The organism is Pedobacter sp. MC2016-14 (genome assembly GCF_020991475.1).
In the GTDB taxonomy this organism is placed as follows: domain Bacteria; phylum Bacteroidota; class Bacteroidia; order Sphingobacteriales; family Sphingobacteriaceae; genus Pedobacter.
This window is the reverse complement of record NZ_JAJMPA010000001.1, coordinates 1-26,809: the sequence shown is the minus strand read 5'-3', so window position 1 is coordinate 26,809 and position 26,809 is coordinate 1. Positions and strand designations below refer to the sequence as shown.

At 38.2% G+C, this 26,809-nt stretch carries 29 protein-coding genes; 20 read left to right on the top strand and 9 right to left on the bottom strand.

What is annotated here, in order from left to right; genetic code table 11:
- The first annotated feature begins 5 nt into the window (after positions 1 to 5).
- The 10 genes from LPB86_RS00145 to hemH all read left to right on the top strand — a co-directional run bounded on the left by LPB86_RS00145 (position 6) and on the right by hemH (position 9,316).
- On the top strand, positions 6 to 2,441 hold the full coding sequence (locus tag LPB86_RS00145; RefSeq protein WP_230640436.1) for a DUF5686 and carboxypeptidase regulatory-like domain-containing protein: 2,436 nt from the start codon (positions 6 to 8) through the stop codon (positions 2,439 to 2,441).
- A 41-nt stretch (positions 2,442 to 2,482) separates the two neighbouring features.
- Positions 2,483 to 3,520, top strand: a complete 1,038-nt coding sequence (gene pheS / locus LPB86_RS00140; RefSeq protein WP_230640435.1) for a phenylalanine--tRNA ligase subunit alpha — start codon at positions 2,483 to 2,485, stop codon at positions 3,518 to 3,520.
- On the top strand, positions 3,520 to 3,924 hold the full coding sequence (locus LPB86_RS00135) for a hypothetical protein (protein ID WP_230640434.1): 405 nt from the start codon (positions 3,520 to 3,522) through the stop codon (positions 3,922 to 3,924). Before pheS ends, LPB86_RS00135 begins: the two co-directional genes overlap by 1 nt.
- Complete coding sequence (locus LPB86_RS00130) at positions 3,924 to 4,499, top strand: TetR/AcrR family transcriptional regulator (protein WP_230640432.1); 576 nt, start codon at positions 3,924 to 3,926, stop codon at positions 4,497 to 4,499. The genes LPB86_RS00135 and LPB86_RS00130 overlap by 1 nt, the downstream gene beginning before the upstream one ends.
- A gap of 80 nt (positions 4,500 to 4,579) precedes the next feature.
- Positions 4,580 to 4,690, top strand: coding sequence for a phenylalanyl-tRNA synthetase subunit alpha (locus tag LPB86_RS00125; protein ID WP_230640431.1), 111 nt, complete (start codon positions 4,580 to 4,582; stop codon positions 4,688 to 4,690).
- 91 nt (positions 4,691 to 4,781) lie between these two features.
- A complete protein-coding gene (gene rlmD / locus LPB86_RS00120; protein ID WP_230640430.1) occupies positions 4,782 to 6,290 on the top strand; it encodes a 23S rRNA (uracil(1939)-C(5))-methyltransferase RlmD in 1,509 nt (502 codons plus the stop codon).
- The gene (locus LPB86_RS00115; RefSeq protein ID WP_230640428.1) at positions 6,290 to 6,706 is read left to right on the top strand and encodes a hypothetical protein; all 417 of its coding nucleotides are present in this window, start codon (positions 6,290 to 6,292) and stop codon (positions 6,704 to 6,706) included. Before rlmD ends, LPB86_RS00115 begins: the two co-directional genes overlap by 1 nt.
- Positions 6,707 to 6,915: 209 nt before the next feature.
- Positions 6,916 to 7,425 (top strand): phosphoribosyltransferase family protein, encoded by a 510-nt coding sequence (locus LPB86_RS00110; RefSeq protein WP_230640426.1) that lies wholly within the window; start codon positions 6,916 to 6,918, stop codon positions 7,423 to 7,425.
- Positions 7,426 to 7,435: 10 nt separating this feature from the next.
- Positions 7,436 to 8,290: a 4-hydroxy-3-methylbut-2-enyl diphosphate reductase gene (locus tag LPB86_RS00105; RefSeq protein WP_230640425.1), complete on the top strand. Its 855-nt coding sequence runs from the start codon at positions 7,436 to 7,438 to the stop codon at positions 8,288 to 8,290.
- A gap of 9 nt (positions 8,291 to 8,299) precedes the next feature.
- On the top strand, positions 8,300 to 9,316 hold the full coding sequence (gene hemH / locus LPB86_RS00100) for a ferrochelatase (protein ID WP_230640423.1): 1,017 nt from the start codon (positions 8,300 to 8,302) through the stop codon (positions 9,314 to 9,316).
- On the opposite strand, the gene LPB86_RS00095 is transcribed toward hemH, so the two are convergent.
- On the bottom strand, positions 9,313 to 10,533 hold the full coding sequence (locus LPB86_RS00095) for a 3-deoxy-D-manno-octulosonic acid transferase (RefSeq protein ID WP_230640421.1): 1,221 nt from the start codon (positions 10,531 to 10,533) through the stop codon (positions 9,313 to 9,315). The genes hemH and LPB86_RS00095 overlap by 4 nt on opposite strands.
- A 123-nt stretch (positions 10,534 to 10,656) precedes the next feature.
- On the opposite strand from LPB86_RS00095, the gene LPB86_RS00090 reads away from it, so the two are divergent.
- Genes LPB86_RS00090 through rfbB form a run of 4 tightly spaced genes read left to right on the top strand, consistent with a single transcriptional unit; the run spans position 10,657 to position 14,291 of the window.
- Positions 10,657 to 11,643, top strand: coding sequence for a UDP-glucuronic acid decarboxylase family protein (locus LPB86_RS00090; protein WP_230640420.1), 987 nt, complete (start codon positions 10,657 to 10,659; stop codon positions 11,641 to 11,643).
- 2 nt (positions 11,644 to 11,645) lie between these two features.
- A complete protein-coding gene (gene galE / locus LPB86_RS00085; RefSeq protein ID WP_230640418.1) occupies positions 11,646 to 12,668 on the top strand; it encodes a UDP-glucose 4-epimerase GalE in 1,023 nt (340 codons plus the stop codon).
- Positions 12,669 to 13,235 (top strand): hypothetical protein, encoded by a 567-nt coding sequence (locus tag LPB86_RS00080; protein ID WP_230640416.1) that lies wholly within the window; start codon positions 12,669 to 12,671, stop codon positions 13,233 to 13,235.
- A 3-nt stretch (positions 13,236 to 13,238) separates the two neighbouring features.
- A complete protein-coding gene (gene rfbB, locus LPB86_RS00075) occupies positions 13,239 to 14,291 on the top strand; it encodes a dTDP-glucose 4,6-dehydratase (RefSeq protein WP_230640415.1) in 1,053 nt (350 codons plus the stop codon).
- Between the two features lie 10 nt (positions 14,292 to 14,301).
- Here the strand turns inward: rfbB and LPB86_RS00070 are convergent, their stop codons facing one another.
- Together LPB86_RS00070 and LPB86_RS00065 are read right to left on the bottom strand one after the other, a co-directional pair.
- Positions 14,302 to 15,531: an ABC transporter permease gene (locus LPB86_RS00070; protein ID WP_230640413.1), complete on the bottom strand. Its 1,230-nt coding sequence runs from the start codon at positions 15,529 to 15,531 to the stop codon at positions 14,302 to 14,304.
- Between the two features lie 90 nt (positions 15,532 to 15,621).
- Positions 15,622 to 15,975 (bottom strand): iron-sulfur cluster assembly accessory protein, encoded by a 354-nt coding sequence (locus LPB86_RS00065; RefSeq protein WP_230640412.1) that lies wholly within the window; start codon positions 15,973 to 15,975, stop codon positions 15,622 to 15,624.
- Between the two features lie 91 nt (positions 15,976 to 16,066).
- Here LPB86_RS00065 and LPB86_RS00060 point away from each other — a divergent pair, with 91 nt between their 5' ends.
- The 3 genes from LPB86_RS00060 to dnaA all read left to right on the top strand — a co-directional run bounded on the left by LPB86_RS00060 (position 16,067) and on the right by dnaA (position 19,767).
- Positions 16,067 to 16,597 (top strand): hypothetical protein, encoded by a 531-nt coding sequence (locus tag LPB86_RS00060; protein WP_230640411.1) that lies wholly within the window; start codon positions 16,067 to 16,069, stop codon positions 16,595 to 16,597.
- A complete protein-coding gene (locus LPB86_RS00055; protein ID WP_230640409.1) occupies positions 16,598 to 18,145 on the top strand; it encodes a methylmalonyl-CoA mutase in 1,548 nt (515 codons plus the stop codon).
- A 191-nt stretch (positions 18,146 to 18,336) separates the two neighbouring features.
- Entirely contained in the window at positions 18,337 to 19,767 is a 1,431-nt protein-coding gene (gene dnaA, locus LPB86_RS00050; RefSeq protein WP_230640408.1) for a chromosomal replication initiator protein DnaA, read from the top strand.
- Positions 19,768 to 19,771: 4 nt separating this feature from the next.
- Here the strand turns inward: dnaA and LPB86_RS00045 are convergent, their stop codons facing one another.
- The 5 genes from LPB86_RS00045 to LPB86_RS00025 form a co-directional block, all read right to left on the bottom strand.
- A complete protein-coding gene (locus tag LPB86_RS00045; RefSeq protein WP_230640407.1) occupies positions 19,772 to 20,320 on the bottom strand; it encodes an NUDIX hydrolase in 549 nt (182 codons plus the stop codon).
- Positions 20,321 to 20,327: 7 nt separating this feature from the next.
- Complete coding sequence (locus LPB86_RS00040; RefSeq protein ID WP_230640406.1) at positions 20,328 to 21,092, bottom strand: YgcG family protein; 765 nt, start codon at positions 21,090 to 21,092, stop codon at positions 20,328 to 20,330.
- A complete protein-coding gene (locus LPB86_RS00035; RefSeq protein ID WP_230640405.1) occupies positions 21,092 to 21,538 on the bottom strand; it encodes a TPM domain-containing protein in 447 nt (148 codons plus the stop codon). Before LPB86_RS00035 ends, LPB86_RS00040 begins: the two co-directional genes overlap by 1 nt.
- Positions 21,539 to 21,606: 68 nt before the next feature.
- Complete coding sequence (locus LPB86_RS00030; RefSeq protein ID WP_230640404.1) at positions 21,607 to 22,188, bottom strand: LemA family protein; 582 nt, start codon at positions 22,186 to 22,188, stop codon at positions 21,607 to 21,609.
- Between the two features lie 211 nt (positions 22,189 to 22,399).
- Positions 22,400 to 22,582: a hypothetical protein gene (locus LPB86_RS00025; RefSeq protein ID WP_230640403.1), complete on the bottom strand. Its 183-nt coding sequence runs from the start codon at positions 22,580 to 22,582 to the stop codon at positions 22,400 to 22,402.
- Positions 22,583 to 22,702: 120 nt separating this feature from the next.
- On the opposite strand from LPB86_RS00025, the gene LPB86_RS00020 reads away from it, so the two are divergent.
- Positions 22,703 to 23,176 (top strand): hypothetical protein, encoded by a 474-nt coding sequence (locus LPB86_RS00020; protein WP_230640402.1) that lies wholly within the window; start codon positions 22,703 to 22,705, stop codon positions 23,174 to 23,176.
- Positions 23,177 to 23,256: 80 nt separating this feature from the next.
- Here LPB86_RS00020 and LPB86_RS00015 read toward each other — a convergent pair whose 3' ends face one another.
- Positions 23,257 to 24,114: an OmpA family protein gene (locus tag LPB86_RS00015; protein ID WP_230640401.1), complete on the bottom strand. Its 858-nt coding sequence runs from the start codon at positions 24,112 to 24,114 to the stop codon at positions 23,257 to 23,259.
- Positions 24,115 to 24,264: 150 nt separating this feature from the next.
- Between LPB86_RS00015 and LPB86_RS00010 the strand changes: the two genes are divergently transcribed.
- On the top strand, positions 24,265 to 25,806 hold the full coding sequence (locus LPB86_RS00010) for an NAD(P)/FAD-dependent oxidoreductase (protein ID WP_230640400.1): 1,542 nt from the start codon (positions 24,265 to 24,267) through the stop codon (positions 25,804 to 25,806).
- Positions 25,807 to 25,858: 52 nt separating this feature from the next.
- Positions 25,859 to 26,218, top strand: a complete 360-nt coding sequence (locus LPB86_RS00005) for a CoA-binding protein (RefSeq protein ID WP_230640399.1) — start codon at positions 25,859 to 25,861, stop codon at positions 26,216 to 26,218.
- Positions 26,219 to 26,809: the final 591 nt, after the last annotated feature.

The window sequence follows — 26,809 nt, the reverse complement described above, 5'->3', positions numbered from 1 at the left end:
ACAACATGAAACAAATTCTATTTTCGCTTTTATTAGCTTGCGGAGCTTTTAATGGATTGCTGGCTCAGCAGGTTAAAATTACCGGAACCATTAAAGATACTAATGGAGAGCCAGTTTCCTTTGCTTCGATTTACCTTAAAAACACTTCAAAAGGTACATCAGCAAATGTAAATGGGGAGTATGCTTTGAGCGTTGATAAGGGAGGTGTAATGCTTTCTTACAGGGCGATAGGGTACAAGCCTCTCGAACAGCGTGTGGAAGCAGGAGAAAATGTTACGAATAATGTGGTGCTTAGTCCTGAATCCTATACACTTAAAGACGTAACTATTAGCGCAATTGCAGAAGACCCAGCATTTGAAATTATCCGCAGGGCCATAAAAAGAAGAAAGGAACATCTTACGGAGATCAACGAGTTTAGCTGCGGGGTATACATTAAAGGCTTGCAAAAGCTGGTTGGTGCACCTAAAAAGTTTTTTGGCAGGGATATTCAGCGTACATTGGATTTGGATACTAATCGTAAGGGGATATTATACCTTTCTGAGTCTCAGTCGAATTATAGTTATAGAAGGCCAAATCACATTAAAGAAGAGATGATCTCCTCTAAAGTGGCTGGCAGAAATAATGCTTTTAGTTTTAATAAAGCCTCTGATCTGGATATCAACTTTTACAATAACATCATGCTGGAAAATACCCTAAGTTCACGTGGCTTTGTTTCTCCGGTAGCAGATAATGCGCTGTTTTATTACAGGTATAAACTGATTGGTGTATCTGTAGAAAACGGGGAAACGGTAAATAAGATTGAAGTTATTCCAAGAAGACAGCATGATCCGGTATTTAGGGGAGTCATCTATATTACGGAAGACAGCTGGCGGATTTTTGGAACAGATTTATACCTGATAAAAAATACTGGAATTAACTTGGTGGACACTTTAAACATCACGCAACAGTTTATCAAAGTAGATGAAAGCTATTTGCCTTCAAATATCAACTTTACTTTTAACGGAAATGTATTTGGTTTTAAGTTTGAAGGTTACTATTTGGGGGTGTACAGTAATTATAACCTGCGGCCTGAATTTCCGGAAGGGTATTTTACAGGAGAAATATTGAAAATTACAAAGTCTGTTAATAAAAGAGATTCTTTGTACTGGTTTAATAACCGTCCGATACCTTTAACAGTAGAAGAAAGAACAAACTATTTGCGGAAAGACATTATAAGCAAACGTCAGGAATCGAAAGCGTATTTGGATTCTTTGGAACGGGTTAATAATAAATATACGCTGAGCAAATTGTTGTTTTCTGGTTATGGAATCAATGATAGATACAATAAAAAGCAATTAAAATTTGATCCTTTATTAAAAGCGCTTTTTTACAATACAGTTGAGGGGTTTGGAATTAAGTATGGGGTAACGTATACCAAGGAATTAGAAGACAGAAAACAATATTCTATTAGACCTGAAATTAGATACGGGGTGGCCAACGAAACATTTACCGCAAATGTTGCTGCTAATTACTACTATGACCCGATTAAGCAAGCCAATGTAAGTGTGAATTTTGGTTCAGGGATATATGACTTAAGCCGGTATGGCACCATGAGTTTGTTGTCTAACTCTTTAAACGGATTATTGTTTGAAAAGAACTTTTCTAAGTTTTACCAAAAGAATTTTGTGAATGTGGGAAGCACAAGAGAGCTGGCTACGGGATTACAGGCGGCTTTGAATTTGGAGTATACAAAAAACAAAAACTTGTTAAACAATACAAATTTTACGTTCTGGGATCGTGAGAGCCGGGAATTCACTTCTAATAATCCTTTTACGCCACTTACTGAGACTGCTTTATTTCCGGACTATAAGGCATTGACGCTGGATGCGACGTTAACTTATACGATTGGTCAAAAATATATAACGCGTCCTGATGGTAAGTTTTACCAGCCCGCAAAATATCCGCAAATTCAGGCCAATTACCGGAAGGGAATGAGTGATGCAGATTATGATTTGATTTCATTTGAGGTTTTTCAGGAAAGGATTAGTACTGGCTTGTATGGTTACTTCTCTTTTGTTGCGGGCACAGGTAAGTTTTTAAGCAACAACATTGTATATTATCCGGACGCCAAGCATTTTAGGGGTAATAATTCTTTAACTTCATTACCCAATATCAGGAAATTCCAGTTTTTGGATTTTTACCAGTATAGTACTACGCAGCAATATTTTGAGGCACATTTGGAACATAATTTTGCAGGCTTAATTACCAATAAGATTCCTTTGTTGCGCAAGCTGAAGTTGGAAGAGGTAATTGGAGGAAACTACCTTACACAGCCGCTTAAGAAAAATTATAAGGAATTCTACTTTGGTTTACAACGTTTGATTTTTAGGGCTACGTATGGTTTTGCTTATGATGGAAATAAAAAAGTACAGCAGGGATTCCGGATCTCTTATGGCTTTTAGGGGAATAAAAATATTACTGAATTTGCTGTATATTTGCAGGCATGTTACAAGACAAGATAACACAATACACCGCAGAAATCAATGCTTTTACAACGGATAAAGCGGATGAACTGGAACAATTCAGAATCAAATTCCTGGGTACCAAAGGAATTATAAAAGATATATTCGACGAATTTAAGGCAGTTTCACCTGAGGAAAAAAGAACCTTAGGTAAGGTTTTAAATGAGTTTAAACAACTGGCTGAAGCTAAATACCAAACTTTAAAAGATAATGGTGTAGTTGAACAAGCTGGAGCAGTTAATGATTTGGACCTCACTTTACCTGGTGAAGGCTTTGATGTTGGCTCACGTCATCCTCTGGCTTTAGTACGCCGGGAAATTGTAGATATTTTTAGCAGGTTGGGTTTTGTTGTAGCGGAAGGCCCTGAAATAGAGGATGATTGGCATAATTTCTCTGCGTTAAACTTCCCGGAAGAACATCCGGCACGTGACATGCAGGACACTTTTTTTGTAAAAAAAGGAGGTGAAAAAGGTGATATAGCTTTGCGTACGCATACTTCATCTGTTCAGGTGCGGATGATGGAAGCTGGCCAGCCTCCATTTCGTGCAATTATGCCGGGTAGGGTTTATAGAAACGAAGCGATCTCTGCAAGGGCACACTGCTTTTTTCACCAGGTTGAAGGTTTATATGTGGATGAGAATGTATCATTTGCTGACCTGAAACAAACCTTGTTTTATTTTGTACAGGAGTTATATGGAGAAGGTACTAAAGTGCGTTTCCGCCCTTCGTATTTTCCTTTTACAGAACCATCTGCGGAAATGGACATTTCCTGCACCATTTGTAAAGGCGCAGGTTGCAATATGTGTAAATACAGTGGCTGGGTTGAAATTTTAGGCTGCGGAATGGTAGATCCTAATGTATTAGAGAATTGTGGCATAGATGCCAAAAAATATAGTGGTTTTGCATTTGGAATGGGCATTGAGCGTATTACCAATCTTAAGTTTGAAATTAAAGACTTACGCCTGTTTTCTGAAAATGATGCGCGCTTTTTAAAGCAATTTAAATCATCATTGAGCTAATGCGGAAACTAATTGTCTGTTTAACTGTACTGTTTTTATTTGCAGGTTGTGGCAAAGAGAATTCTTTTGTGCCCGACGTATACGTGAATTATTCGATTACGGTGCAGGAGTTTAAAATTAAAGCAGTCAATAATATTCTTGTTGTCCCTAATCAGGGAGTGGCCGGAATTATAATTTATGCAACGGGTGGTAATTATGTTGCTTACGACAGGTGTAGTCCTGTAAATCCGGAGAATCTGTGTAAGGTAGCTGCTGATGAAACAGGTTTAACTGTAGAGGATCCCTGCACAGGAGGTAAGTGGCTGCTATTGGATGGCAGCCCGCAGAAGGCTCCGGCAGTGCGTAACCTCAAGTCGTATCGGGTAACCTTACAAAGTGGCCAGCTTTTACAAATATCGAACTGATGGAACCGGAAAAAATTAAAGACAGCATTATTAGAGCTGCTAAAGAATTATTTAGGAAATACGGCTATCATAAAACGAGTGTAAATGAAATTGCTAAAAAAGCCAGGATAGCTAAGGCAACCATTTACAAATATTTTGAAAGCAAGGAGCAGGTGCTTGATGCGATATTGATGGATTACCTGGATTTAAACCTTAAGGAAATTTTAAAAAACAAGGCGCAATTTGTAAGTGAACAGGAACATCTAACTGCCTTGGTGATGAAGACATGCAGGCTTACGTATACGGTTTGTAATGAATTTATAGGATGGGATTTTGTTCGTGAGAATGCGAACTCCCAGGAATTTTTAAAGCATTTATCTGACCAGTTAGAATCACTTTTACTTGCTGCGTATCTTGAGTTGGATCATTTTAAAAATAATCCTTCAAGACGGGAAGGGCTTGCATTTTTGCTCAAAGCAAGTAAGAGCATTGTGTTCTCTTTTGCCTTCACCTCAGTTAGTGATGCTGATGTGCGCAAAAACTTTGTTAGTTTTCAAAAAGAGCTATTGCCTTTTTTAGTAAAAGCTGCGCTGTAAATTTAATAAAAACTTAATCTGTACCAATTTGGTTTTTGGTATATAAACTGCTATATTTGGGTTTATACACTACAATCATCATGAGCAAAGAGGTTTTGGAAATTTCGATATTGGTAGATGAGAAGTTTGATGTGAGTTTTAATCTTGTGAATGGCATTTTTGGTTTTATCCTTAAAGTTTTTGGCAAGTAACAGCTAGCATTATGATTTCTGAATGAATGGCATCCCAAATGCCTGAAGGAAATTAATATGTGTAAGAAAAAAAACTCTAAATTTGCATTTAATGAGCAGAAATAGAAAAGCCGGAACGGTGACCATTCTCCCCAACATACATATTATTGATATTGCCGAGGAAGGTAAAGGTGTGGGTAAAGCGGAAGAGCTTGTGGTATTTGTAGATAAAGCAGTGCCTGGCGACGTAGCTGATGTGCGGATTGTAAAGAAAAAGAAGAACCTTGCTGAGGCGGTTATAGAAACGCTACATACGAGTTCTGAGTTAAGAACAGATCCTTTTTGTCAGCATTTTGGCACATGTGGTGGCTGTAAATGGCAGCATATGCAGTACGACGCTCAGCTGAAATTTAAATATAAAAATGTGGAGGCTGCCTTGCAGCGGCTTGGCAAAATAGATACGACAGGGATGGAGCCTATTTTAGGTTCTGCTGCGAATAAATACTACCGTAATAAGTTAGAATATACATTCTCTAATAAACGCTGGTTAAATAAACAGGATATGGAAAGTGTAAAGGATGCAGAAGATATTGACCGGCAGCCTGGAGAAGTAAATGAAGCACTTGAGATGAATGCGCTTGGCTTTCATGTTCCGCTTCGTTTTGATAAAATACTTGATATCCAGCACTGCTATTTACAGGCAGAACCTTCAAATACATTAAGAAATCAGGTTAGGAACTATGCCCTGCGCATGGGCTTAACTTTTTATGACTTGCGTAACCATGAGGGCAACCTGCGAAACCTGATTATAAGAACTTCCAGTACTGGTGAAGTAATGGTAGTGGTGGTATTTGCATATGCTGAACAAGAACAAGTAGATGGGCTGATGGAATACCTGAGACAGAATTTTCCAGAAATTACATCTCTGTTATACATCATGAACCAGAAAAAAAATGATACCATTTTTGATCAGGAGGTGATTACTTATGCAGGTAGAGACCATATTTTTGAAGAAATGGATGGTCTTAAATTTAAAATTGGCGCCAAATCTTTCTATCAGACTAATTCTGAGCAGGCGCATGAGCTTTATAAAATAACCCGTGAGTTTGCTGGTTTTAGGGGTGATGAATTGGTTTATGATTTGTATACAGGAGCAGGCACTATTGCAAACTTTGTAGCCAGACAAGTAAAACAAGTGGTAGGGGTAGAATATGTGCCAACTGCAATCGAGGATGCGAAATTCAATTCAAACTTGAATGGAATTGACAACACCATCTTTTATGCCGGAGATATGAAAGACATTCTGACCACTGACTTCATTAATGCACATGGAAAGCCTGATGTGGTTATTACGGATCCGCCACGTGCAGGAATGCATGCGGATGTTGTACAGCGTTTGCTGGAAATGGAAGCTGAAAAGATTGTATATGTAAGTTGTAATGCGGCCACACAGGCCCGTGACCTTGCTTTGATGAAAGCTAAGTACAATGTTGTCCGTATCAAACCTGTAGATATGTTTCCGCATACCCAACACGTAGAAAACGTTGTGTTGCTGCAATTGAAAACTGAAGAAGAGCGTAATCGTATTATTGAGGAAATTGAAGTCATAACCACTTTATAATGGATATTGAAGAATTATTACCCCAACAGCATTCTGAAGGGGATAAAAACGAAAAGAAAAAAAGTCCGTTGCTAAGTCTGGAGAAAGACCTGGAATTTTATGCGGAGTCAATTAAAGAAGTAGCTGTAGAAATTATGGTAGAAGGTATTTCTTCCTATCCAATTTTTATTGCACACCAACATGAGGTTTCTATAGGTGAGGTGATCTTAAACCGTAAGGAATTGAATACAGACTGGACTATACAGGCTTCTACACTGGAAGAATTTATAGAAAAAGGCATCATTAACAGGGAGAAAAAGGAGTTGTTCTTAAAGAGTTATAAAAAGCCCGAGGATTTCATGTGTATTTTTGTGATAGTACCGGAGGGTGCAAACTTTGTTTATTACCCTTACTCCGCAAAAAAGGATAGCATATAAAAGAAATCCCTGCCCGGGCATCCACCTTGGCAGGGATAATTAACTAAAAACTAAACTAAATTTTATTAGTTTCAACCATCTATTTTTATGGCTGTTTTTTATTAGACACAAAAAGAAGCCAAACGTTGCAAGCTTTGTAAAATATTTTTCAAAATTTGATTTAGAGTTTTTAAATCGCTCTTTTTGTAGCATCTTTAGGCCAGAGAAACATGACAGATTCGCAATTACTCATTCTTGATAAAAAACAGATCCAGCAAAAGATCAACCGTATCGCGTATCAGATTCTGGAAGATAACCTGACAGAGAAAGAAATCGTTATAGCTGGGGTTTGGGACAGAGGTTATAAACTGGCCCTTAGGTTAAAAGACATTTTACTGGAAATATCTACGTTAAAAGTTACTTTGCTTAGGATTGATCTTGAAAAGGATAGCACTAAGCTGGTTGCCAAAACCGATCTTGATGAAAGTAAATGGCGTAACAAGGTGATTATCATTGTAGACGATGTGCTCAATAGTGGTAAGACGCTGGCTTATGGTTTGGGCGTATTTTTAAACACACCTCATAAAAAAATACGTACGGTAGTACTGGTAGACAGAAGCCATAAAATATTTCCGATAGCTACCGACTTTGTTGGCGTTAAACTTGCAACGGTTTTAAAGGAGCATGTAGATGTGATTATGGATGTAGAGGGGGAAGAAGACCGCGTGTATTTAAGCTAGTGCATTGAATATGGACAAAAAACTTGATTTAGCAGTAACTATTGATAAATCTTCAGGCTTTTGCTTTGGAGTTGTTTATGCTATAGACATGGCTGAAGACATTCTGGATAGAGAAGAATATTTGTACTGTTTGGGAGATATTGTTCATAATGATGAGGAAGTAAAACGGCTGGCATCTAAAGGCTTAAGGATTATCAATCATGATGAGCTGAAAGATCTGAGAAAGGAAAAAGTACTGATCCGTGCGCATGGAGAGGCTCCTGGTACTTATCAGTTGGCGATGGAAAATGAACTTACGCTAATTGATGCTTCTTGCCCGGTAGTACTGAAACTGCAAAACAGGATTAAGAACTCTTACGATGAAAAGGAACTCATTCTAATATTTGGTAAACATGGGCATGCTGAAGTGATTGGCTTACAGGGGCAAACTAATGGAGATGCTATTGTATTCCAGGATTTAGCGGAACTAGACAATGTAGTGCTGCCTCCTAAATTTACGCTTTACAGTCAAACTACCAAAAGCATGGAAAAGTTCTACCACATCAAAAGTGAATTGATTGGCAGGGGATATGAGGTTAAAGCCAATGATACGATATGTAGGCAGGTTTCTAACCGTTATGATGAACTTGAGCGATTTGTAATCAACTATGATGTTATCATTTTTGTTTCTGGTAAAAAATCATCTAATGGAAAGGTGCTGTACGAGGTTTGTAAAAAGCACAATCCATCATCTTATTTCATCTCTGATGCAGAAGAATTGGAGAGGTCTTGGTTTAATGAGGGAAACAGGATTGGGATATGTGGTGCTACATCAACACCAATGTGGCTGATGGAGAATGTAAAGACTGTTTTGGAGTCTTATTGAAAAATAAATATGGGAAAAAAAGGCGTTTTGCTGGTTAATTTAGGTACTCCTGATAGTCCGGAGGTAAGTGATGTGCGTAAATATCTTGATGAGTTCCTGATGGATGAACGCGTAATCGATATTAATGCTTTTAGCCGGACATTATTGGTTAAAGGGGTAATTGTCCCTTTTCGCAGCCCAAAAACGTCTAAACTATATAAGGAAATTTGGGATGAGAATGGCTCTCCTCTGTTGTATTACAGTAAAATACAAGCTGCTATGCTGGCAGAAAAATTAGGGGATGGTTATCATGTGGAACTTGCTATGCGCTACCAATCGCCATCTATTTCTTCTGCTTTGGAAAGAATGAAAGCTGGTTTGGTAGAAAGTATTCAGGTGATTCCATTATTTCCACAATATGCTTCAGCCAGTACGGGTTCGGTAATGCAATTGGTTATGGAACTTTTAAGCAGTTGGCCTACTATACCTCCGGTAAGCTTTATCAACTCTTTTCATGATAATAAACTGATGATAGAGACCTTTGCAGACAATGCAAAGAAATACCAGCCTGAAACTTACGATCAAATATTATTCAGTTTTCATGGATTACCAGAGCGGCAACTTAAGAAATGTGATCATTCTGGAGGCCATTGTCTTCAATCTTCTGATTGCTGCCAGCAGTTAACTGATGTAAATAAGTTTTGCTACTCTGCTCAATGCCACGACACAGCAAAATTAATAGCGGCAGAACTGGCTATTCCTGTAGAAAAGTATAGTGTTTGTTTTCAATCCAGATTGGGTAAAGAGCCTTGGGTACAGCCTTACACCAGTGATGTGCTTAAAGAGCTTGCCGTGCAAGGTAAAAAAAGACTTTTAGTTTTTTGTCCTGCTTTTGTGGCAGATTGTTTAGAAACTGTTTATGAAGTATCTGTGGAATACGGAGAAGAGTTTAAAAAACTTGGCGGGGAGGAAGTTCAACTGGTAGCTAGTTTAAATGATCATCCTAAGTGGATAGAAGCGCTTAGCGAGATGGTAAAAGCTTCTTAACCTAGAAATTTCTCTACCGCTTGTAAAATGCCGTTTGTAGCCCCTGTTTTTTTGCTTACATAAGATTTTGCGATTACGCCGTATTTTGTATCATTCGCATAGATTTCGAATGCTTGCGCCAGTTCTTCAATGTTCTGGACGCTATTTGCGGCTTTCAATGCAATCAGATCTTTTGCTTCCTGGAACTTTTGATAGTTAGGTCCAAAAATTACTGGCAAGGCAAAAGCTGCAGCTTCCAGTGTATTGTGGATACCTGCACCAAAGCCCCCGCCGATGTATGAAACTAACCCATATTGATATAATGAAGACAACAGTCCAATATTATCAATAATTAAAACCTGTGCAGAGTGTGTTTGATGCTTAGGCAGTGCCGAATATTTGACGGCTTGAGGAAAAAGCATTTGAATTTGATCGATATGCCCTGGATCAATTTCATGTGGAGCGATGATTAGTTTCCAGTCGGGCTGTTTTTTTATGAGTTGGCTTAATAAAGTTTCATCAGCGGGCCAGGTACTACCTGCAATTAATGTTGGCGCAGCAGCTATAAAGGCTTCTATTGAATTGTTTGGTGCAGATTTTTCGGTATTTAAAGTAACGGTATCAAATCTGGTGTCTCCACTTAGACTAATATTTTTAATACCTATGTTTTCTAAAAGTAGCTTACTTTCCTGGTTTTGAACAAAAAAATGTGTAACATAACTTAATGTTTTACGGTTAAAACGGCCATACCATTTAAAGAAAACCTGACTTGGTCTGAATATCGCTGAAATCATAAATAAGGGCACAGACCTTTCATGAAGAATCCTGAAATAGTTGTGCCAGTATTCATACTTGGTGAAAATGACAAGTTCAGGATTTACGAGGTCTATAAACTTTTTGGCGTTAGAGGGGGTGTCCATTGGCAGGTAGAATACCGCATCTGCCAATGGAGTGTTTTTTCGGATTTCATATCCTGAAGGGGAAAAAAAAGTGATAACTATTTTCTTATTGTAGTATTGTTTTTTTATGCGTTCCAACACTGGTCTGCCTTGCTCAAATTCTCCTAATGAAGCAAAATGAAACCATATTGTACGATCTCCGGAAATTATCTTTTTACTGATCTGGGGGAATAGGTTTTTTCTGCCTTCTACAAATAACTTAGCTTTCGGATTAAATTGAGCAAAAGCATTGATTAATAGTCCGTAAAAGAAAATACCAAAATTGTAAAGCCAAAGCATTTTGAATGTTTTATTTATTTATCTTAGCCGAAGATACTTTATTAATTAAAGACTAAAGGGAATATTAAGAAAATAGCTCCGTTTTGCCCTGATTAATAGAATTATGAATGTAACTTGTAGAAAATGGAACGTAAAAGAGTATTAATTACCGGGGCCGCCGGATTTTTAGGGTCGCATCTTTGCGATAGATTTATCAAAGAAGATTACCATGTGATAGCCATGGATAACTTGATTACTGGTGATCTGAAAAATATAGAGCATCTTTTTGCTTTAGAAAACTTTGAATTTGCTCATCATGATGTTTCTAAATTTGTATATGTTCCCGGCGACCTGGATTACATTCTTCATTTTGCTTCACCAGCGAGCCCTATTGACTACCTGAAAATTCCAATTCAGACGCTTAAAGTTGGTAGTTTGGGAACGCATAATTTACTGGGTCTTGCCAAGCATAAAAATGCCAGGATGATTATTGCCTCCACTTCTGAAGTCTATGGTGATCCAAGCGTAAATCCACAGCCGGAGGAATACTGGGGTAATGTGAATCCGGTTGGTCCAAGAGGTGTATATGATGAAGCAAAACGCTTTCAAGAGGCAATGACTATGGCCTATCATACGTTCCACGGTTTAGAAACCAGAATTGTACGGATTTTTAACACTTACGGGCCAAGAATGCGACTGAATGATGGAAGGGTGTTACCTGCATTTATCGGTCAGGCATTACGCGGAGAAGACCTTACTGTTTTTGGCGATGGTTCTCAAACACGTTCTTTTTGTTATGTGGATGACTTGGTAGAAGGTATTTATCGTTTATTAATGAGCGATTATGCGCAGCCTATGAATATTGGTAACCCTGACGAAATTACCATTAAGCAATTTGGTGAAGAAATTATTAAACTTACGGGAACAACGCAAAAGCTGGTGTTAAAAGATCTTCCTGTAGATGATCCTAAACAACGCAGGCCGGATATCACAAAGGCAAAAAGTATTTTAGGCTGGGAGCCGAAGGTAAGCAGAGAAGAAGGTTTAAAAATTACTTATGAATACTTCAAATCTTTGCCTGAGGAGGTTATTTTTAATCAGCATAAGGATTTTGCAACCTACAACAAATAGATATGTCTAAAATTTTAGTAACCGGTGGAACCGGATTTATTGGCTCTCATACTGTAGTTGAATTGCACAATGCAGGATATGAAGTAATTTTGGTGGACGATTTTTCCAATTCAAGTCCTAAGATTCTTAATCAAATTAATACAATAACGGGTATGACACCCGAATTTGAAGAATTGGATTTATGTGACGAAGCTAAAGTATTGGCTTTTGTTGCTGCACATCCGGAAATTATTGGAGTGATTCATTTTGCAGCCTTTAAAGCAGTGGGTGAGTCAGTTCAACATCCTTTAAAATATTACAGAAACAACTTCTATTCATTGTTAAATTTGCTTAAGGCATTCAATAGCGCAACTAACTTTGTGTTCTCCTCTTCATGTACAGTGTACGGACAGCCTGATGTCTTGCCAGTAACTGAAAGTGCCCCGGTAAAAAAGGCAGAGTCTCCATATGGGAATACAAAGCAAATTGCAGAAGAAATGCTTCAGGAAATTTGCGCAGTTAGCCCGGAACTTAACGTAACGTCTCTACGCTATTTTAATCCGGTTGGAGCGCATCCTTCGGCATTAATTGGAGAATTACCTATTGGTGTTCCTCAAAACCTTGTACCTTTTATCACACAGTCTGCTATTGGTAAACGTGGTGCAATTACGGTATACGGTAACGACTATAATACACCAGACGGTAGTGCCGTGAGAGACTATATTCACGTGGTGGATTTAGCGAAAGCCCACGTAGCAGCCATTAAAAGATTGGAAAGTAAAAAGGCCGAAACTAATTATGAGGTGTTTAACCTTGGTACTGGCACGGGCACTTCTGTACTGCAAATTATTGATGCTTTTGAAAAATCTACCGGACAGAAACTGGATTTCACTATTGGTGCGAGACGGGAGGGAGATGTGGAGCAAGTATGGGGAGATGTTACAAAATCTGAACGTGATTTGGGCTGGAAAGCCGAATTGGATGTGAATGTGATGATGTCTTCTGCCTGGAATTGGGAGAAGTATTTAAAAGACAATCCTTTCTAAATGCTATTAAAGGAGCATAAAGACCTAAAACTTGCCATTGTGGCTATCCCATCAAAGGAAAAGGATAAGTTATTGCTTCGGTTGATTGCAAAAGATAAGGTGCTGACTGAACATTTGCATTTTAAGTTGCTGGAAGATGAAAGCGCCTTAACAGATCGTTTTGAAAGCTTAAAACTTGATATTGAAAATGCCGCGGAATACATAAGGAACGACAGGTATTCTGCTAAAGATACCTTGGTAGTGATGAGAAAATTAAATGGTAAAATAAACCATCATTATAAGGTAACCAAAGATATTAATACTGAAGTGGAGTTGCGGATATGCTTATTACTAGAGATGCCACTTCTGTTTAAAGAATCGGTTTTATCTGCGGCTTATGTACATGTTGGAAAGCTGGCAACCTATTTTGTGAGAACTACCATTTCTGCACTTAATAAGTATAGGAAACTGCATGAAGATTTACAATTTGACCTGGGTGTTCAATTTAGCGAACTGTTAAAAAAGATAGATGAAAGTAAACCTGTTTCCCGCGTAGCCAGGGAACTGGGTTTACCTAAAGAATTATAAGATATGAAGAAGATTTTAATTACCGGTGGTGCCGGCTTTATTGGTTCGCATGTGGTAAGGAGGTTTGTAAATAACTATCCTGATTATGAGATTGTAAATTTAGATAAGCTGACTTACGCTGGTAATCTCGCCAACTTAAAGGACGTTGAAGATTTGCCGAACTATAAATTTGTAAAGGCAGATATCACAGATGCAAAGGTTATCAATGATCTGTTTGCAAAAGAAAACTTTGATGCAGTAATCCATTTGGCCGCAGAATCACATGTGGATAGGTCTATTACTGATCCTACAGCTTTTGTGATGACGAATGTAATTGGTACAGTTAATTTACTGAATTCTGCACGTGAGTATTGGAAAAGTGATTATAGTACCAAGCGTTTTTATCATGTTTCTACAGATGAGGTTTATGGTGCCCTTGGATCGGAAGGTATGTTTACTGAAACTACTGCATATGATCCGCATAGCCCTTATTCTGCATCTAAAGCTTCTTCAGATCATTTTGTTAGGGCTTATCATGATACTTATGGTCTGGATGTAGTGATCTCTAATTGTTCTAATAATTATGGCTCACATCATTTTCCGGAGAAATTAATTCCGCTGGCCATCAATAACATCAAAAATGGACAGCCTGTTCCTGTATATGGTAAGGGTGAAAATGTAAGGGATTGGTTATGGGTGGAAGATCATGCAAGGGCTATTGATGTTATTTTTCATCAGGCTAAAGCAGGTGAAACCTATAATATTGGCGGGCATAACGAATGGAAAAATATTGACCTGATTCAATTGCTTTGCAGGATCATGGATGAAAAATTGAATAGACCGGAGGGTGAGTCTGCTAAGTTGATTACTTTTGTAACTGACAGAGCTGGTCATGACTTACGTTATGCTATAGATTCTACTAAATTGCAGCAAAAGCTGGATTGGGTGCCTAGTCTTCAATTTGAAGAAGGTTTAGAAAAAACGGTAGAATGGTACCTGGAAAATGAAGAGTGGTTAACAAATGTTACTACTGGAAATTATCAGGCTTATTACGATACACAATACGCAGGAAGATAATTTTTGCTGTTTACTCATACCTTAAAGCCTCCACTGGATCTAGTTTGGAGGCTTTTTTTGCGGGATAGTATCCTGAAAGTACGCCTACCATTACGCAGAGGATAAAGCCTCCAATGATGAACATCCATGGAATAATGAATGTGCCGCCCATAAAAAAGGAGATTACATTGCCCAGCAAGAGTCCAAAGAAAATTCCAATGCTACCACCAATCATGCAAATTACGACAGCTTCTATTAGAAATTGTTTTCTGATTACTGCAGGATTAGCACCTATAGCCTTTCTTACACCTATTTCCCTGGTGCGTTCAGTTACCGAAACCAGCATAATATTCATTAATCCTATAGATGCTCCAATGAGTGTAATTACGCCAATTGCGATACCACCCCAGGCCACGTATTTTGAGTTTTCGATCAAAGTTTGAGCTACAGCATCGCTTTTAGCAATTTCGAAATTATTGGCTTGGGTAACTTTCAGTTTACGAATTGTTCTGAATTCTGCGATAGCATCACCAATGGTGTTGTCCATATGACTATTGTCTGAAACACTTATAGATATAGTATAGGAAGGATCTGCAAATGAATTGATACGTTTTCCTTTCAGCAAGGTAATATATACACTGCGATCTACATTAGCGCCCATGCTTGAGCCTTTTAATTTCAATACCCCGATTACTTTAAGGCGATGAGGACCAACACTAATAATTTTTCCGATTGGATCATCTCCGTTAAATAAGGTGTTGCTGATCTCATGACCAATAATACAGGCATTTTGTTCTTGCCCTGCTTCTGTTTTACTGAAGTTACGCCCTAATGCCAATTCAAGTGATTGGGAAGAAAGTCCGTTCTCATCAATTCCTACAACCTTGATATTGGGGTTGGTTTTCTCTTTTTCATATTTAACCGTTGCTCCGTTACTGGCCGTCACACTAACTGCTACAATAGCCTGCGGCAAGCTATCTTTTAAACGGATGGCATCTGTATATTTGATAGATGTAAAAGATTTTGGCTTTTGTCCTGAACCTCCAATTCTGATACCTGTGCCCCGGTTACGAATGGTAAATGAATTGGAACCCATGCTTGAAAAGGTTTCTGTCATACTTTTCTTAACTGCATCTAGCGTGGTTAAAATACCTACCAGTGCAGAAAGGCCAATTGCAATAATCAGTGCCGTTAAAAGGGTTCTTAACCGATTACTTCTGATGGATTGAATGGCAAGTCTTATATTTTCTTGATAGGTCATTAGATTCCGGATATGTATGGAGATATTTCAATAAAAAAGTCCCGCTGTAAGACAACGGGACTTCCTTAAATGTTACAAATGTTTTAGAGCCTATACCGAGAAGCTAGTTCCGCATCCACAGCTACTTGCTGCATTTGGATTGGTAAATGTAAAGCCTCTTGAGTTTAACCCATCCTGCCAGTCTACCTGCATGCCTAGCAAATACATCTGGTGTGCTTTATGCATATATACTTTAATGCCATCAATGATAAATTCCTGATCGCCGTCTTTTTTCTGATCAAACCCTAACACATAGCTCATGCCAGCACAGCCTCCGCCTTCAACGCCTACACGTAAACCAAATTCTTCAGAAATTTCCTGCTGATCTTTTAATTTAAGTAATTCTTTTACTGCTGTTTCAGTAAAGTTTACTGGGGCAAATGTTGTTTCAATAGTAGTACTCATGGTATTTAAAATTAGGAATAACAAATATAAATAATAATGTACATTTTTGTTGTTGGTAAATGCCAATTATTACTGTACTTAAACAAACTTCATGAATATTTATTTCTTGCTTTTAAACTTGTTCCTGCAAACTGCCAGCTGGGTAATTGTCATATTGATAGCCTACTTGCTGATTAAAAATCTGATAAAATTTTATTTGGGTATAAAAAAGGTACCTGTAGTTGCTGAAGATAATCAGCAATCCATTCTCTTGAAATTGCAGGCTCATGAAAGACTTATTGTATTTATTGAACGTATAAATCCTTCCAGCTTATTTATACGTGTTCATGAGCAGGGCATGTCTCTGGCTTATTTTCATAGTGTGATTTTGAATGATATCAGGGCAGAATACCAACACAATATTGCTCAGCAGTTGTATGTTAAACCGTCTACCTGGAAAGTGATTAAAAATCTACAGGAAGATACAATTGCAATGGTTAATAATGCAGTGAAAGAACTGCCGGAAGACAGTATGGGGATAGACCTGAGCAGGATTATTTTGCAACATATGGCTACTGTTGAAGGTAATCCGTATGAGCTGACTCAGAATTTGATTACCAGAGATATGCAGGAGTGGTTTTAAATGGTAAATAAATGTAAGACTACTTCAGGTATAGAAATCAAGACGCTTTATATTGCTGTAGGCCGCCCGTTACAGGAATTGCCGGGTATATTCCCCTTTACAAGAGGGATTCAAAAAGATATGTACCGCGGTAAACTATGGACAATGAGGCAGTATGCGGGGTTTTCTACCGCAGAGGAGTCTAACAAGAGGTACCATTACTTATTAAAACAGGGTACAACGGGATTGTCTGTTGCATTTGATTTACCCACTCAAATCGGTTATAATTCTGATCATGAAATGGCCGAAGGTGAAGTAGGAAAAGTGGGAGTGGCCATAGATTCTTTAAAAGATATGGAATTACTTTTTGACGGCATACCACTGGAAACGATTACCACATCAATGACCATTAATGCTACTGCTTCGATATTACTGGCTATGTATATTGCGCTGGCTAAAAAACAAGGTGCTGAGCTAAGTCAGCTTTCTGGTACCATTCAAAATGATATTTTAAAAGAATATGCTGCACGTGGTACTTATATCTATCCTCCGGTAGCTTCAATGCGTATCATCACCGATATTTTTGAATATTGCAGTAAAGAACTTCCAAAATGGAATACAATCTCTATCTCGGGGTATCATATCCGGGAAGCAGGATCTAGTGCTGTACAAGAACTGGCATTTACCCTTGCCAATGGAAAAGCATATTTGAATGCTGCTTTACAAAAAGGGCTTGATATTAATATTTTTGCTAAACGGCTTTCTTTCTTCTTTAACTGTCATAATAACTTTTTTGAAGAGATTGCTAAGTTTAGAGCTGCAAGAAGAATGTGGGCGAAAATAACCAGGGAACTTGGTGCTACAGATGAGCGGGCACAAATGCTGAGATTTCATACTCAGACAGGTGGCTCTACACTAACGGCTCAACAGCCTTTAAATAACGTGGTTCGGGTAACTAATCAGGCGATGGCAGCTGTTTTGGGAGGCACACAGTCGCTACATACTAATGGTTACGACGAGGCGCTCTCCTTGCCCACTGAGGCTGCTGCAAAAATAGCGCTACGTACACAGCAAGTTATCGCGTTTGAGAGTGGTGTTGCCGATACTGTTGATCCTCTGGCAGGATCTTATTTTGTAGAGTCCCTTACTGATGAGGTTGAGCAGGCTGCTCAGATCTACCTGGATAAAATAGATGCAATGGGCGGAGCAGTTAAAGCCATTGAAAATGGATATGTGCAGAATGAAATTGCTGCAGCTGCATATCAGTATCAGATTGAAGTAGAAAATGGTAGTCGTGTTATTGTAGGGCTAAACAAATTTATTCAGGAGAGGGAAGAGCCTTCAAATGTTTTAAGCGTAAACGAATCTGTACGCACGATTCAGATAGAGCGACTTTCTCTGCTTAAGGCAAACCGGAATCACGAAGCGGTTATAGAAGCTTTGAGTAATCTTAGTGAGGCTGCAAAAGGCAACATAAACATTATGCCTTATATTTTAATTGCAGTAGAAGCTTATGCAACACTGGGGGAAATTTCAGATTGCTTAAGAAATATTTTTGGCGAGTATTAAAAGATCTTTAAAAAAGTTATCAACATTAAAAATTCAGGTTGGGCGGTTCATTGTCTTGTAGGATAGTGACTTAAAAAGTAAATGCGAATTATGTTTTTTTTGTTGATAATTTTTTCAATATTCGATCTCTCAAAATGGTTTTTCCCCAATGCCCATTTTGTACGCTTAAACCAAACAATTGATATAAACTAATGGAAAAAACTTGTATTGAAGTATGGAATAATTGCCTCCAAATTATTAAAGATAATATCCCAGGCCAAAGTTTTAAAACCTGGTTTGAACCCATATCAGCATTGAAATTGGATGGTAGTGTTTTAACGATACAAGTGCCAAGTTTGTTTTTTTATGAATGGCTTGAGGAACACTATGTTAGTTTGCTCCGAAAGACTGTTAAAAACCAATTGGGAGAGTCTGGTAGGTTGGAATACAATATTGTAGTAGACAAATCATCGGGTAGTGGAACACCTTATACAACCAATATACCTAGTAATGGTAACGGCTCAGCAGCAAAAACACAAACTATGCCTATTCCTGTGTCTATTAATAAGGATATAAAAAATCCTTTCATTATTCCAGGCTTAAAGAAATTGAATGTTGATCCTCAACTCAATTCAAATTATACTTTTGATAATTATATAGAGGGAGATTGCAATCGACTTGCACGGTCTGCGGGATATGCAGTTGCAGCAAAACCGGGAGGAACCTCCTTTAATCCACTTCTGATTTATGGTGGAGTAGGTTTAGGTAAAACTCACCTGGCACAGGCCATCGGGAATGAAATAAAAAATAATATGCCGGATAAACTGGTTATCTATGTTTCCTGCGAGAAGTTTTGCCAACAGTTTGTAGATTCTTTGAAGAATAATACGATTAACGACTTTGTGAATTTTTACCAGGCCATGGATGTAATTATTATGGATGATGTGCATAATTTTTCAGGCAAAGAAAAAACTCAAGATATCTTTTTTCATATTTTCAATCATTTACATCAATCAGGAAAACAAGTAATTCTTACCTCTGATAAAGCACCAAAAGATTTGGCAGGTTTAGAAGAGCGTTTGCTCAGCAGATTTAAATGGGGATTATCTGCTGATTTGCAAGTTCCTGATTTGGAAACCCGAATTGCTATACTAAAAATGAAGATGTATGCAGACGGGATAGAGCTTCCGGCCGAAGTTGTGGAGTATGTAGCAAATAATATTAACAACAACATCCGGGAACTGGAGGGAGCGATGGTGTCACTTTTGGCGCAGTCTACGTTAAATAAGAAAGATATAGATCTGGACCTGGCCAGACAAATGCTTACTAATTTTATAAAAAATACGACAAGGGAAATTTCCATGGAGTACATTCAAAAGCTAGTCTGTGAATACTTTGAAGTTCCTGTTGATATGGTGAAATCACCGACCCGGAAGCGTGAAATTGTGCAGGCCCGGCAGATTTCAATGTACCTTTCTAAAAGTCATACCAAGTCATCACTAAAGACAATTGGTGCTTTTTTTGGAGGCAGAGATCACTCTACGGTTATTTATGCCTGCCAAACTGTAGAGGATTTAATTGATACAGACAAAAAATTCAAAGGATACGTTCATGATATCCAAAAGAAATTAAAAATGAGTTGATGCACTAAAGGGCATCAACTTTCAATAGGCCGTAAAATAATGCAGCAGTATGAAGTGCCTGGTCTATTTTATTTTCGGCAAGCAATTGCTTAACCTCAGCAATACTATACTCTTCTACATTAATTATTTCATGTTCATCCAGGTGCTGCTCATGAGTTTTTACTCCGCCGGTAAGAAGGTAAGTGAAAGTGCGATTTGTTGAAGTTGCAGGGTTGGGATACAAAGTAGCGATAAGTTCACAAGTGTCAAAAGAATAGCCGGTTTCCTCTAACAGTTCTCGTTTTACACCTGTAGCAGGATCTTCTCCAGACTCTATCACCCCACCAGGGATTTCTAATGATATAATATCAGCCCCATGGCGGTATTGCGTAACCATTATAATCTTATTGTCTGCTGTAAGTGCTACTGCATTAGCCCAATCTGGATATTCCAGAACATAATAGTCATCTTTTACGGTTCCATTTTGCAATTTACAGGTATCAACTCTCAAGGTAGCCCATTTTTCCTTCACCAAATATTTTGATGAAATCTTTTCCCATTTTTCTATTTTCATATATGTATTACCAGCTTCCACTACTACCTCCGCCACCAAAACTACCTCCGCCAAATCCACCAAAGCCTCCTCCGCTACTGCCTCCGCCACCAAAACTTCCGCCAGAGCTTCTGCCGCCGAGACTACCAAGTAGCATGCCCAGGAAAAAACCATCTGCACCGCCACGACCGCCAATAACCTGACTTCCACCGCCGCCACCGCCTTTTCTAATCAAGATAATAATAGCGATAATAATTACAATTAATATAAGTGCGCTTGGAGCACCACCACTTTTCTTACGTTTTGGTGTATCATTTTTATATTCGCCCTTAGTGTATTTAATAATCGCATTGGTGCCTGATTCAAGTCCGCTATAATAATCACCTGCTTTAAAATAGGGCTTAATATCATTTTCAATAATTCGTTTGGTATAAACATCCGGCATCGCACCTTCCAGGCCATAGCCAGTTTGTAAAGAAATTTTGCGGTCGCCGAGGGCGACAACGATCATCATTCCCGTATTTTTTTTAGAGCCTACACCCCATTTACGTCCAAGTTCAAGCGTATATTCATTGATGTCATACTCCCCTACAGATTTAACGATCGCAATTGCAATCTGTATAGAAGTTGAGTCGTCAAAAGCCACTAGTTTTGATTCCAGCTGCTGTAGTTGATCTGTAGTAAGTGTACCAGTATAATCATTAACCAATTTGTCTGGTTTTGCGGGAAATTCCTGGGCAAAAGAGAACAGGCTGGCAGTAGCTAATAAAAAAGCAATTAAGATTCTCTTCATCAGGAAGTAATTTGATTTTGATCCATATAGACGATATCATTTGGAAGTTCATTGATATCTCCATTTTGGTAAGGAAAGAACATGGCTAGCTTTTCACCTGCGAGTGTAATTCCTGCAATAATTCCGCCGGCTAAATTTCCTCCAGTAAAATGTGCTTGCATGGCAGTTCTTGTGGTTTCCCAAAAATCATCAGGAACTACTTTGTTAATTCCATAATCGCCAATAACCGCAAATTTATGATCTTCGTAAGCAAGATATATTAAAACACCGTTACGGTTCTTAGTTTTTTCCATGCCCAGTTTCGCGAAATAGGCAGCTGCCTTTTCAAGAGCCTCGCCTTCGCAATATTTATCTATTGCAATTCTGATTTCGCCTGATGTTAATTTTTCTGCATCTGCAATAGCAGCAGCAATTAGCTCCTGTTCCTGTTCGTTAAAAAGTGCCATGTATATGAATAATAAAGGGTAATGTTGTGAATAAACACACATTACCCTTAGCTTTAAATAATTAATCTCTAGAAAGCAACTGTAGGCGCTTTTTCTGCGCCTGCTTCAGCTTTAAATCCTGTTTTAGGGGCAAATCCAAACATCCCTGCAGTAAGGTTATTTGGGAACGACCTTACTTTTGTGTTATATACTTGCACGGATTCATTGAAATCTTTACGGGCTACTGCAATTCTGTTTTCAGTACCTTCCAATTGTGCAGAAAGGTCACTGAACTGTTGGGTAGCTTTCAACTCCGGGTAATTTTCAGTTAAGACCATTAAGCGGCTTAAAGCCTGTCCTACCTGACCCTGAGCAGCTTGGAATTTCTCAATATTCTCTGCAGTTAACTTGTTAGGATCTACTGTAATCTGGCTTGCTTTTGCTCTAGCTTCAACAACTGCAGTCAACGTATTCTGTTCAAATTTTGCTGCACCTTTAACTGTGCTTACTAAATTAGGAATAAGATCGGAACGGCGTTGGTACTGAGTCTCGACCTGATTCCATTTTGTTTTAACGTCTTCATCCAGTTGCACCATGCTATTGTATCCGCAACTACTAAAGATGATAGGTACTGCAAAAAGTGCGATAATTGATAATACTATTTTTTTCATCTGTTTAATTTTTTGTCTTTTGTAAGGAAGCCATCTTGCTTTTCATTCCGCTGTTTGAAAAACTACAATGGTTTCATTTTTAATTTAGAGATCAAATTTCGTACCCTTGTTACAGATCTGCTTAAAAAGATGGTGAATGGATATAATAACCGACAATAGCATCAGGTTTAAATTAAAAACATGGCATTATGACAGCTAATGTAAACACCCATTATCTTTTAATCGTAATTGTTCTTCCGGTTACTAAAAAGTAAGAATAAAACTTGTTTAAACCATCGTCGGTAATTTCGATGCTTTCTACCAAGCCTGTTTTACTAAACGTATCTGTCACCATATCTCCTTTTTTTATGTTTTGTAAAATGCTCGAAGGAGTATCGCCGTTTAATCTAATCATAATATAGAAATATATAACAAATATATCGTTTGTAAACCAACAAGCTAAATTATAGCTTTGTTATTGTATCTTGTTATAATATGGCGTTACTTCGAATTCATTAAAAATAAAATTAATCCAATGAGAAAAAATACTTTTTACCTTTTGACCTTTGCTGTCTTGTTTATTGCGGCATGTAATCAAAATAATGGGCGTACGAATAAAAAGGAGGTTGTAAAAATGGATTCGGTTACAAACGTAACTTGTTTAATGGCTGTAGATCATCCAGATACAGCATATCTTAAGCTCAATTACCTTAAAAGCGGTAAAGTTACTGGTAACTTGATGATAAAATTTTTGGAAAAGGCAAAAAATGATGGACAACTTATAGGTCAATTTAGTGGAGACACTTTATTTGCAGATTATACTTTTAAAATTGGATTTTCAAATCCAACTGTGTATAAAAATCCCCTTGCATTTTTAAAGAAGGATGGGAGACTTATATTAGGAGTAGGGCAAATTGAAACTTATTTAGGCAAGTCTTTCTTTGCAAAGGATAAACCAATAGATTTTAGGCAAGTGAGGTTTGTTTTTGACGAGATAAAGTGCAAATAGCTTTTGCTTGAGCATAGAAAAGGAAAAAGCGGGATGCGTCTTCTTAAGGGCAATCCCGCTTTCTATACTGAATTTTGCTACTATTTTTGTTCAGGTGCTTTGCCAATTAAATCCATGAACTGATCAAGTTTTGGTGTAATAATAATTTGCGTACGTCTGTTTTTAGTCTTACCTGCATCGGTGCTATTATCAGCAATAGGGTTGTATTCGCCGCGACCTCCCGCAGTTAATCTTTTAGGATCTACTCCATATGTTTTTTGTAAAACCTGAACCACTGATGATGCCCTTAATGCGCTTAAGTCCCAGTTATTTCTAATATTAGGCAGTGTGATCGGAACAGCATCTGTATTACCTTCAATTAATACGTCGTAATCTTTATAATCTGTAATGATCTTTGCAATTTTAGAAAGTGTTGCGCCAGCTTTGTCGGAAATCTCATAACTTCCGGATTTGTAAAGCATGTTGTCCGAAAGCGATATATATACTACACCTTTTAAAACCTGTACATTTACATCACCCATCTCTTCTCTGCTCAAAGAGCGTGTGAGGTTGTTGGTAAGCACTAAGTTAAGTGAGTCACTTTTATTTTTGGTATTGACCAAATGCTGGATATATTTATTGGATGTATTGATCTCGTCTACCAGTTTTGAAATATTTACATTTCCCTGGCCGGTAGAGGTAAGACATTTATCAAGAGCGGCTTGTAGTGCGGTAACGTTAGAGCGTTCTGCGGCAAGCTGTTCTTCCAGACTTTTTACCCTGCTGGTTGTTCCCGCCAGGCCTTGTTGACCCGTCTGAAATTGTTTGTTAAGTTCATTCTTTTGTGATTGCAAGGAATCGTAATTTGCTTGCAAATCTTTGTACTTCTTAGTACTGACACAGCCTTGCGACATCCATATTACAACTAATGCAGCTACTGGAAAAATTGATAATTTCATAACCTCTTTTATTTAAATAAGATCTCTGTATTAAGTGTTATTCATCACAGAGATCATGCCATATCTTCATTTTGCATATACATCTCGTTAGATTTGTTGGTCTTACATTTGTACCTTTGTGTGGTTTCAGGATAAAAACCTGATTATTGTATGCAAAAAGAAGTTGAAATTAAACTCGCCCCCAGCGAGAAGGAGCAAGAAAGAGTGTTGATTGAAAAATTATCAGCGGCTTTAAATATCGAGAGCTCCCGTATTAAAGGATACAAAATCTTAAAAAGATCTATTGACGCACGTGGGCGAAATGTAATTTATCGTCTGCAGGTTAAGGCTTTTATAGATGAGGCGGCCAGTCCTGATGTATATACAGTGAATTATCCCAATGTGAATGCTGCCAGATCTGTATTGATTGTGGGTGCTGGTCCGGCTGGTCTGTTTGCCGCGCTTCAGTGTATTGAAAATGGGATGAAGCCGATTGTACTGGAGAGGGGAAAAGATGTGAAACAACGGCGCAGAGATTTGGCAGCAATTAATAAGCAGGGCCTGGTAAATACAGAATCCAATTATTGTTATGGAGAAGGTGGTGCAGGCACATACTCTGATGGTAAATTATTTACCAGATCTAATAAACGTGGTGACATTAATAAAGTACTGGAAACTTTTGTGCAACATGGCGCAGATATTGATATTTTGATTGACGCACGTCCGCATATAGGGACTAATAAATTGCCACATATTATAACTGCCATTAGAGAAAGTATTTTAAATGCTGGCGGCGAAGTGAGGTTTGATCAGAAAGTTACAGATATAATTATTGAATTTGGTGAGGTAAAAGGCGTAATTATAAACGGAGAGGAACATTTGCATGCTGATGCAGTTATATTGGCTACCGGACATTCTGCGCGTGATATTTACGAACTACTGAACAGGAAAAGCATCTTGGTAGAAGCGAAGCCTTTTGCTTTAGGAGTAAGAATAGAGCATCCACAGGCAATTATAGATGCTGCCCAATATCATTGTGATATACGGAGTGATTTTTTGCCGCCAGCTTATTATAGTTTGGTAACTCAGGTGGGAAGTAGGGGGGTATTTTCTTTTTGTATGTGCCCGGGAGGTATCATTGCGCCTTGTGCAACTCACGATAATGAAATTGTAGTCAATGGCTGGTCGCCCTCTAAGAGGAATAATCCTTTTGCTAATTCCGGTACAGTGGTTCAAATTACACTTGACGATGTAAAAGGTGAAGATCCATTGAGGATGATGGAATTTCAGGCAAAATTGGAACAGCAGGCATTTAAACTTGGCGGTGGTAATTTGGTGGCACCTGGGCAGCGAATGGTAGATTTTGTAGAAGGAAGGGTGTCGACGGATTTACCAAAGAACTCTTACCTGCCAGGTACAAAAAGTGTAATGCTAAAAGATACATTGCCAGATTTTGTCAGTTCTGCATTGAGCAATGCGCTTCCGGAATTTGGGAAAAAGATGAAAGGTTATTACACCAATGAAGCGATTTTGGTGGGTGTTGAAAGCAGAAGTTCATCGCCCGTGCGCATACCCAGGGATAAAGAAACTTTTCAGCATCCGCAGGTTAAGGGCTTGTATCCTTGTGCTGAGGGAGCTGGTTATGCCGGGGGAATTGTTTCTGCCGCTATCGATGGCATAAACTGTGCAAATGCAGTGCTCAAGTACAATTAGTCTTAAAACTTTCGGCGGTTGAATGCTGTTAGTTATAGATAGAACAACTGTCATGAAAAATACATTAATCATAGGAGCCACTCCAAATCCAACACGCTATGCCTACAAAGCCGCAAATATGCTTAAGGCAAAAGGACATTCCATCATTAATGTCGGTATTAAATCAGGTACTGTAGCGGGAGTTGAAATTGAAGGGGCTGAAGAAATCCATACCGATATACATACGATTACCTTATATATAGGCCCTGGCTTACAACAGCAATATTACGACTATATATTAAAGACAAATCCTAAACGAGTTATTTTTAATCCCGGTACTGAAAATTATGAATTGAAAGCCTTGCTTAGAAAAAATGCAATAGAGCCAATGGAAGCTTGCACACTTGTTATGCTGGCCACTGGTCAATATTAAATTTATGTGTATAGTGCGTAGTAAGTCCAAGATTATTATCAATGGGTGCCTAGCCTATGTTCAGTGATGAATTGTATGGCCTATCGAGGACGATACAAAGTAATCATTTGACTTATACCGTTATCAGTCTGTATACTATATACTGTTAGGAATACTTCGCAGTCTAACTTGGCGTACTGAATCGTAAACAAGCTCTGACTAAATGCAAGGGTGCGATTGGCGCATAACATTTGTTGTTGCTGATTTGTTTTGGAGGGGTAATAATTTTTTATGGTTGTTTATCATGTTGTTATGTGATTTTCGGTGATATAATTAAGATTTAGTTTGCGGGGTATATAAATTTTCCTACTTTTGCATCCCGCTTCGGAGGAAGGGAAATAGTGAAAGGGGTTAAAGAAGTTGTAATTTGAAAGGCGTGTAAAGAGAGGAAAGGGTTGAGGTTTTGATTTATGAAGGGGTTTAAAAACGCTGGAAATAAAAAAGTAAAAAAAGCTTGACAGATTAAAAAAGATTCTTACCTTTGCAGTCCCAACAAAAAGGGAGCTAAACGGCGGATGTCGGGAGGCGGATAAAAAAAGATTGAAACGTTGA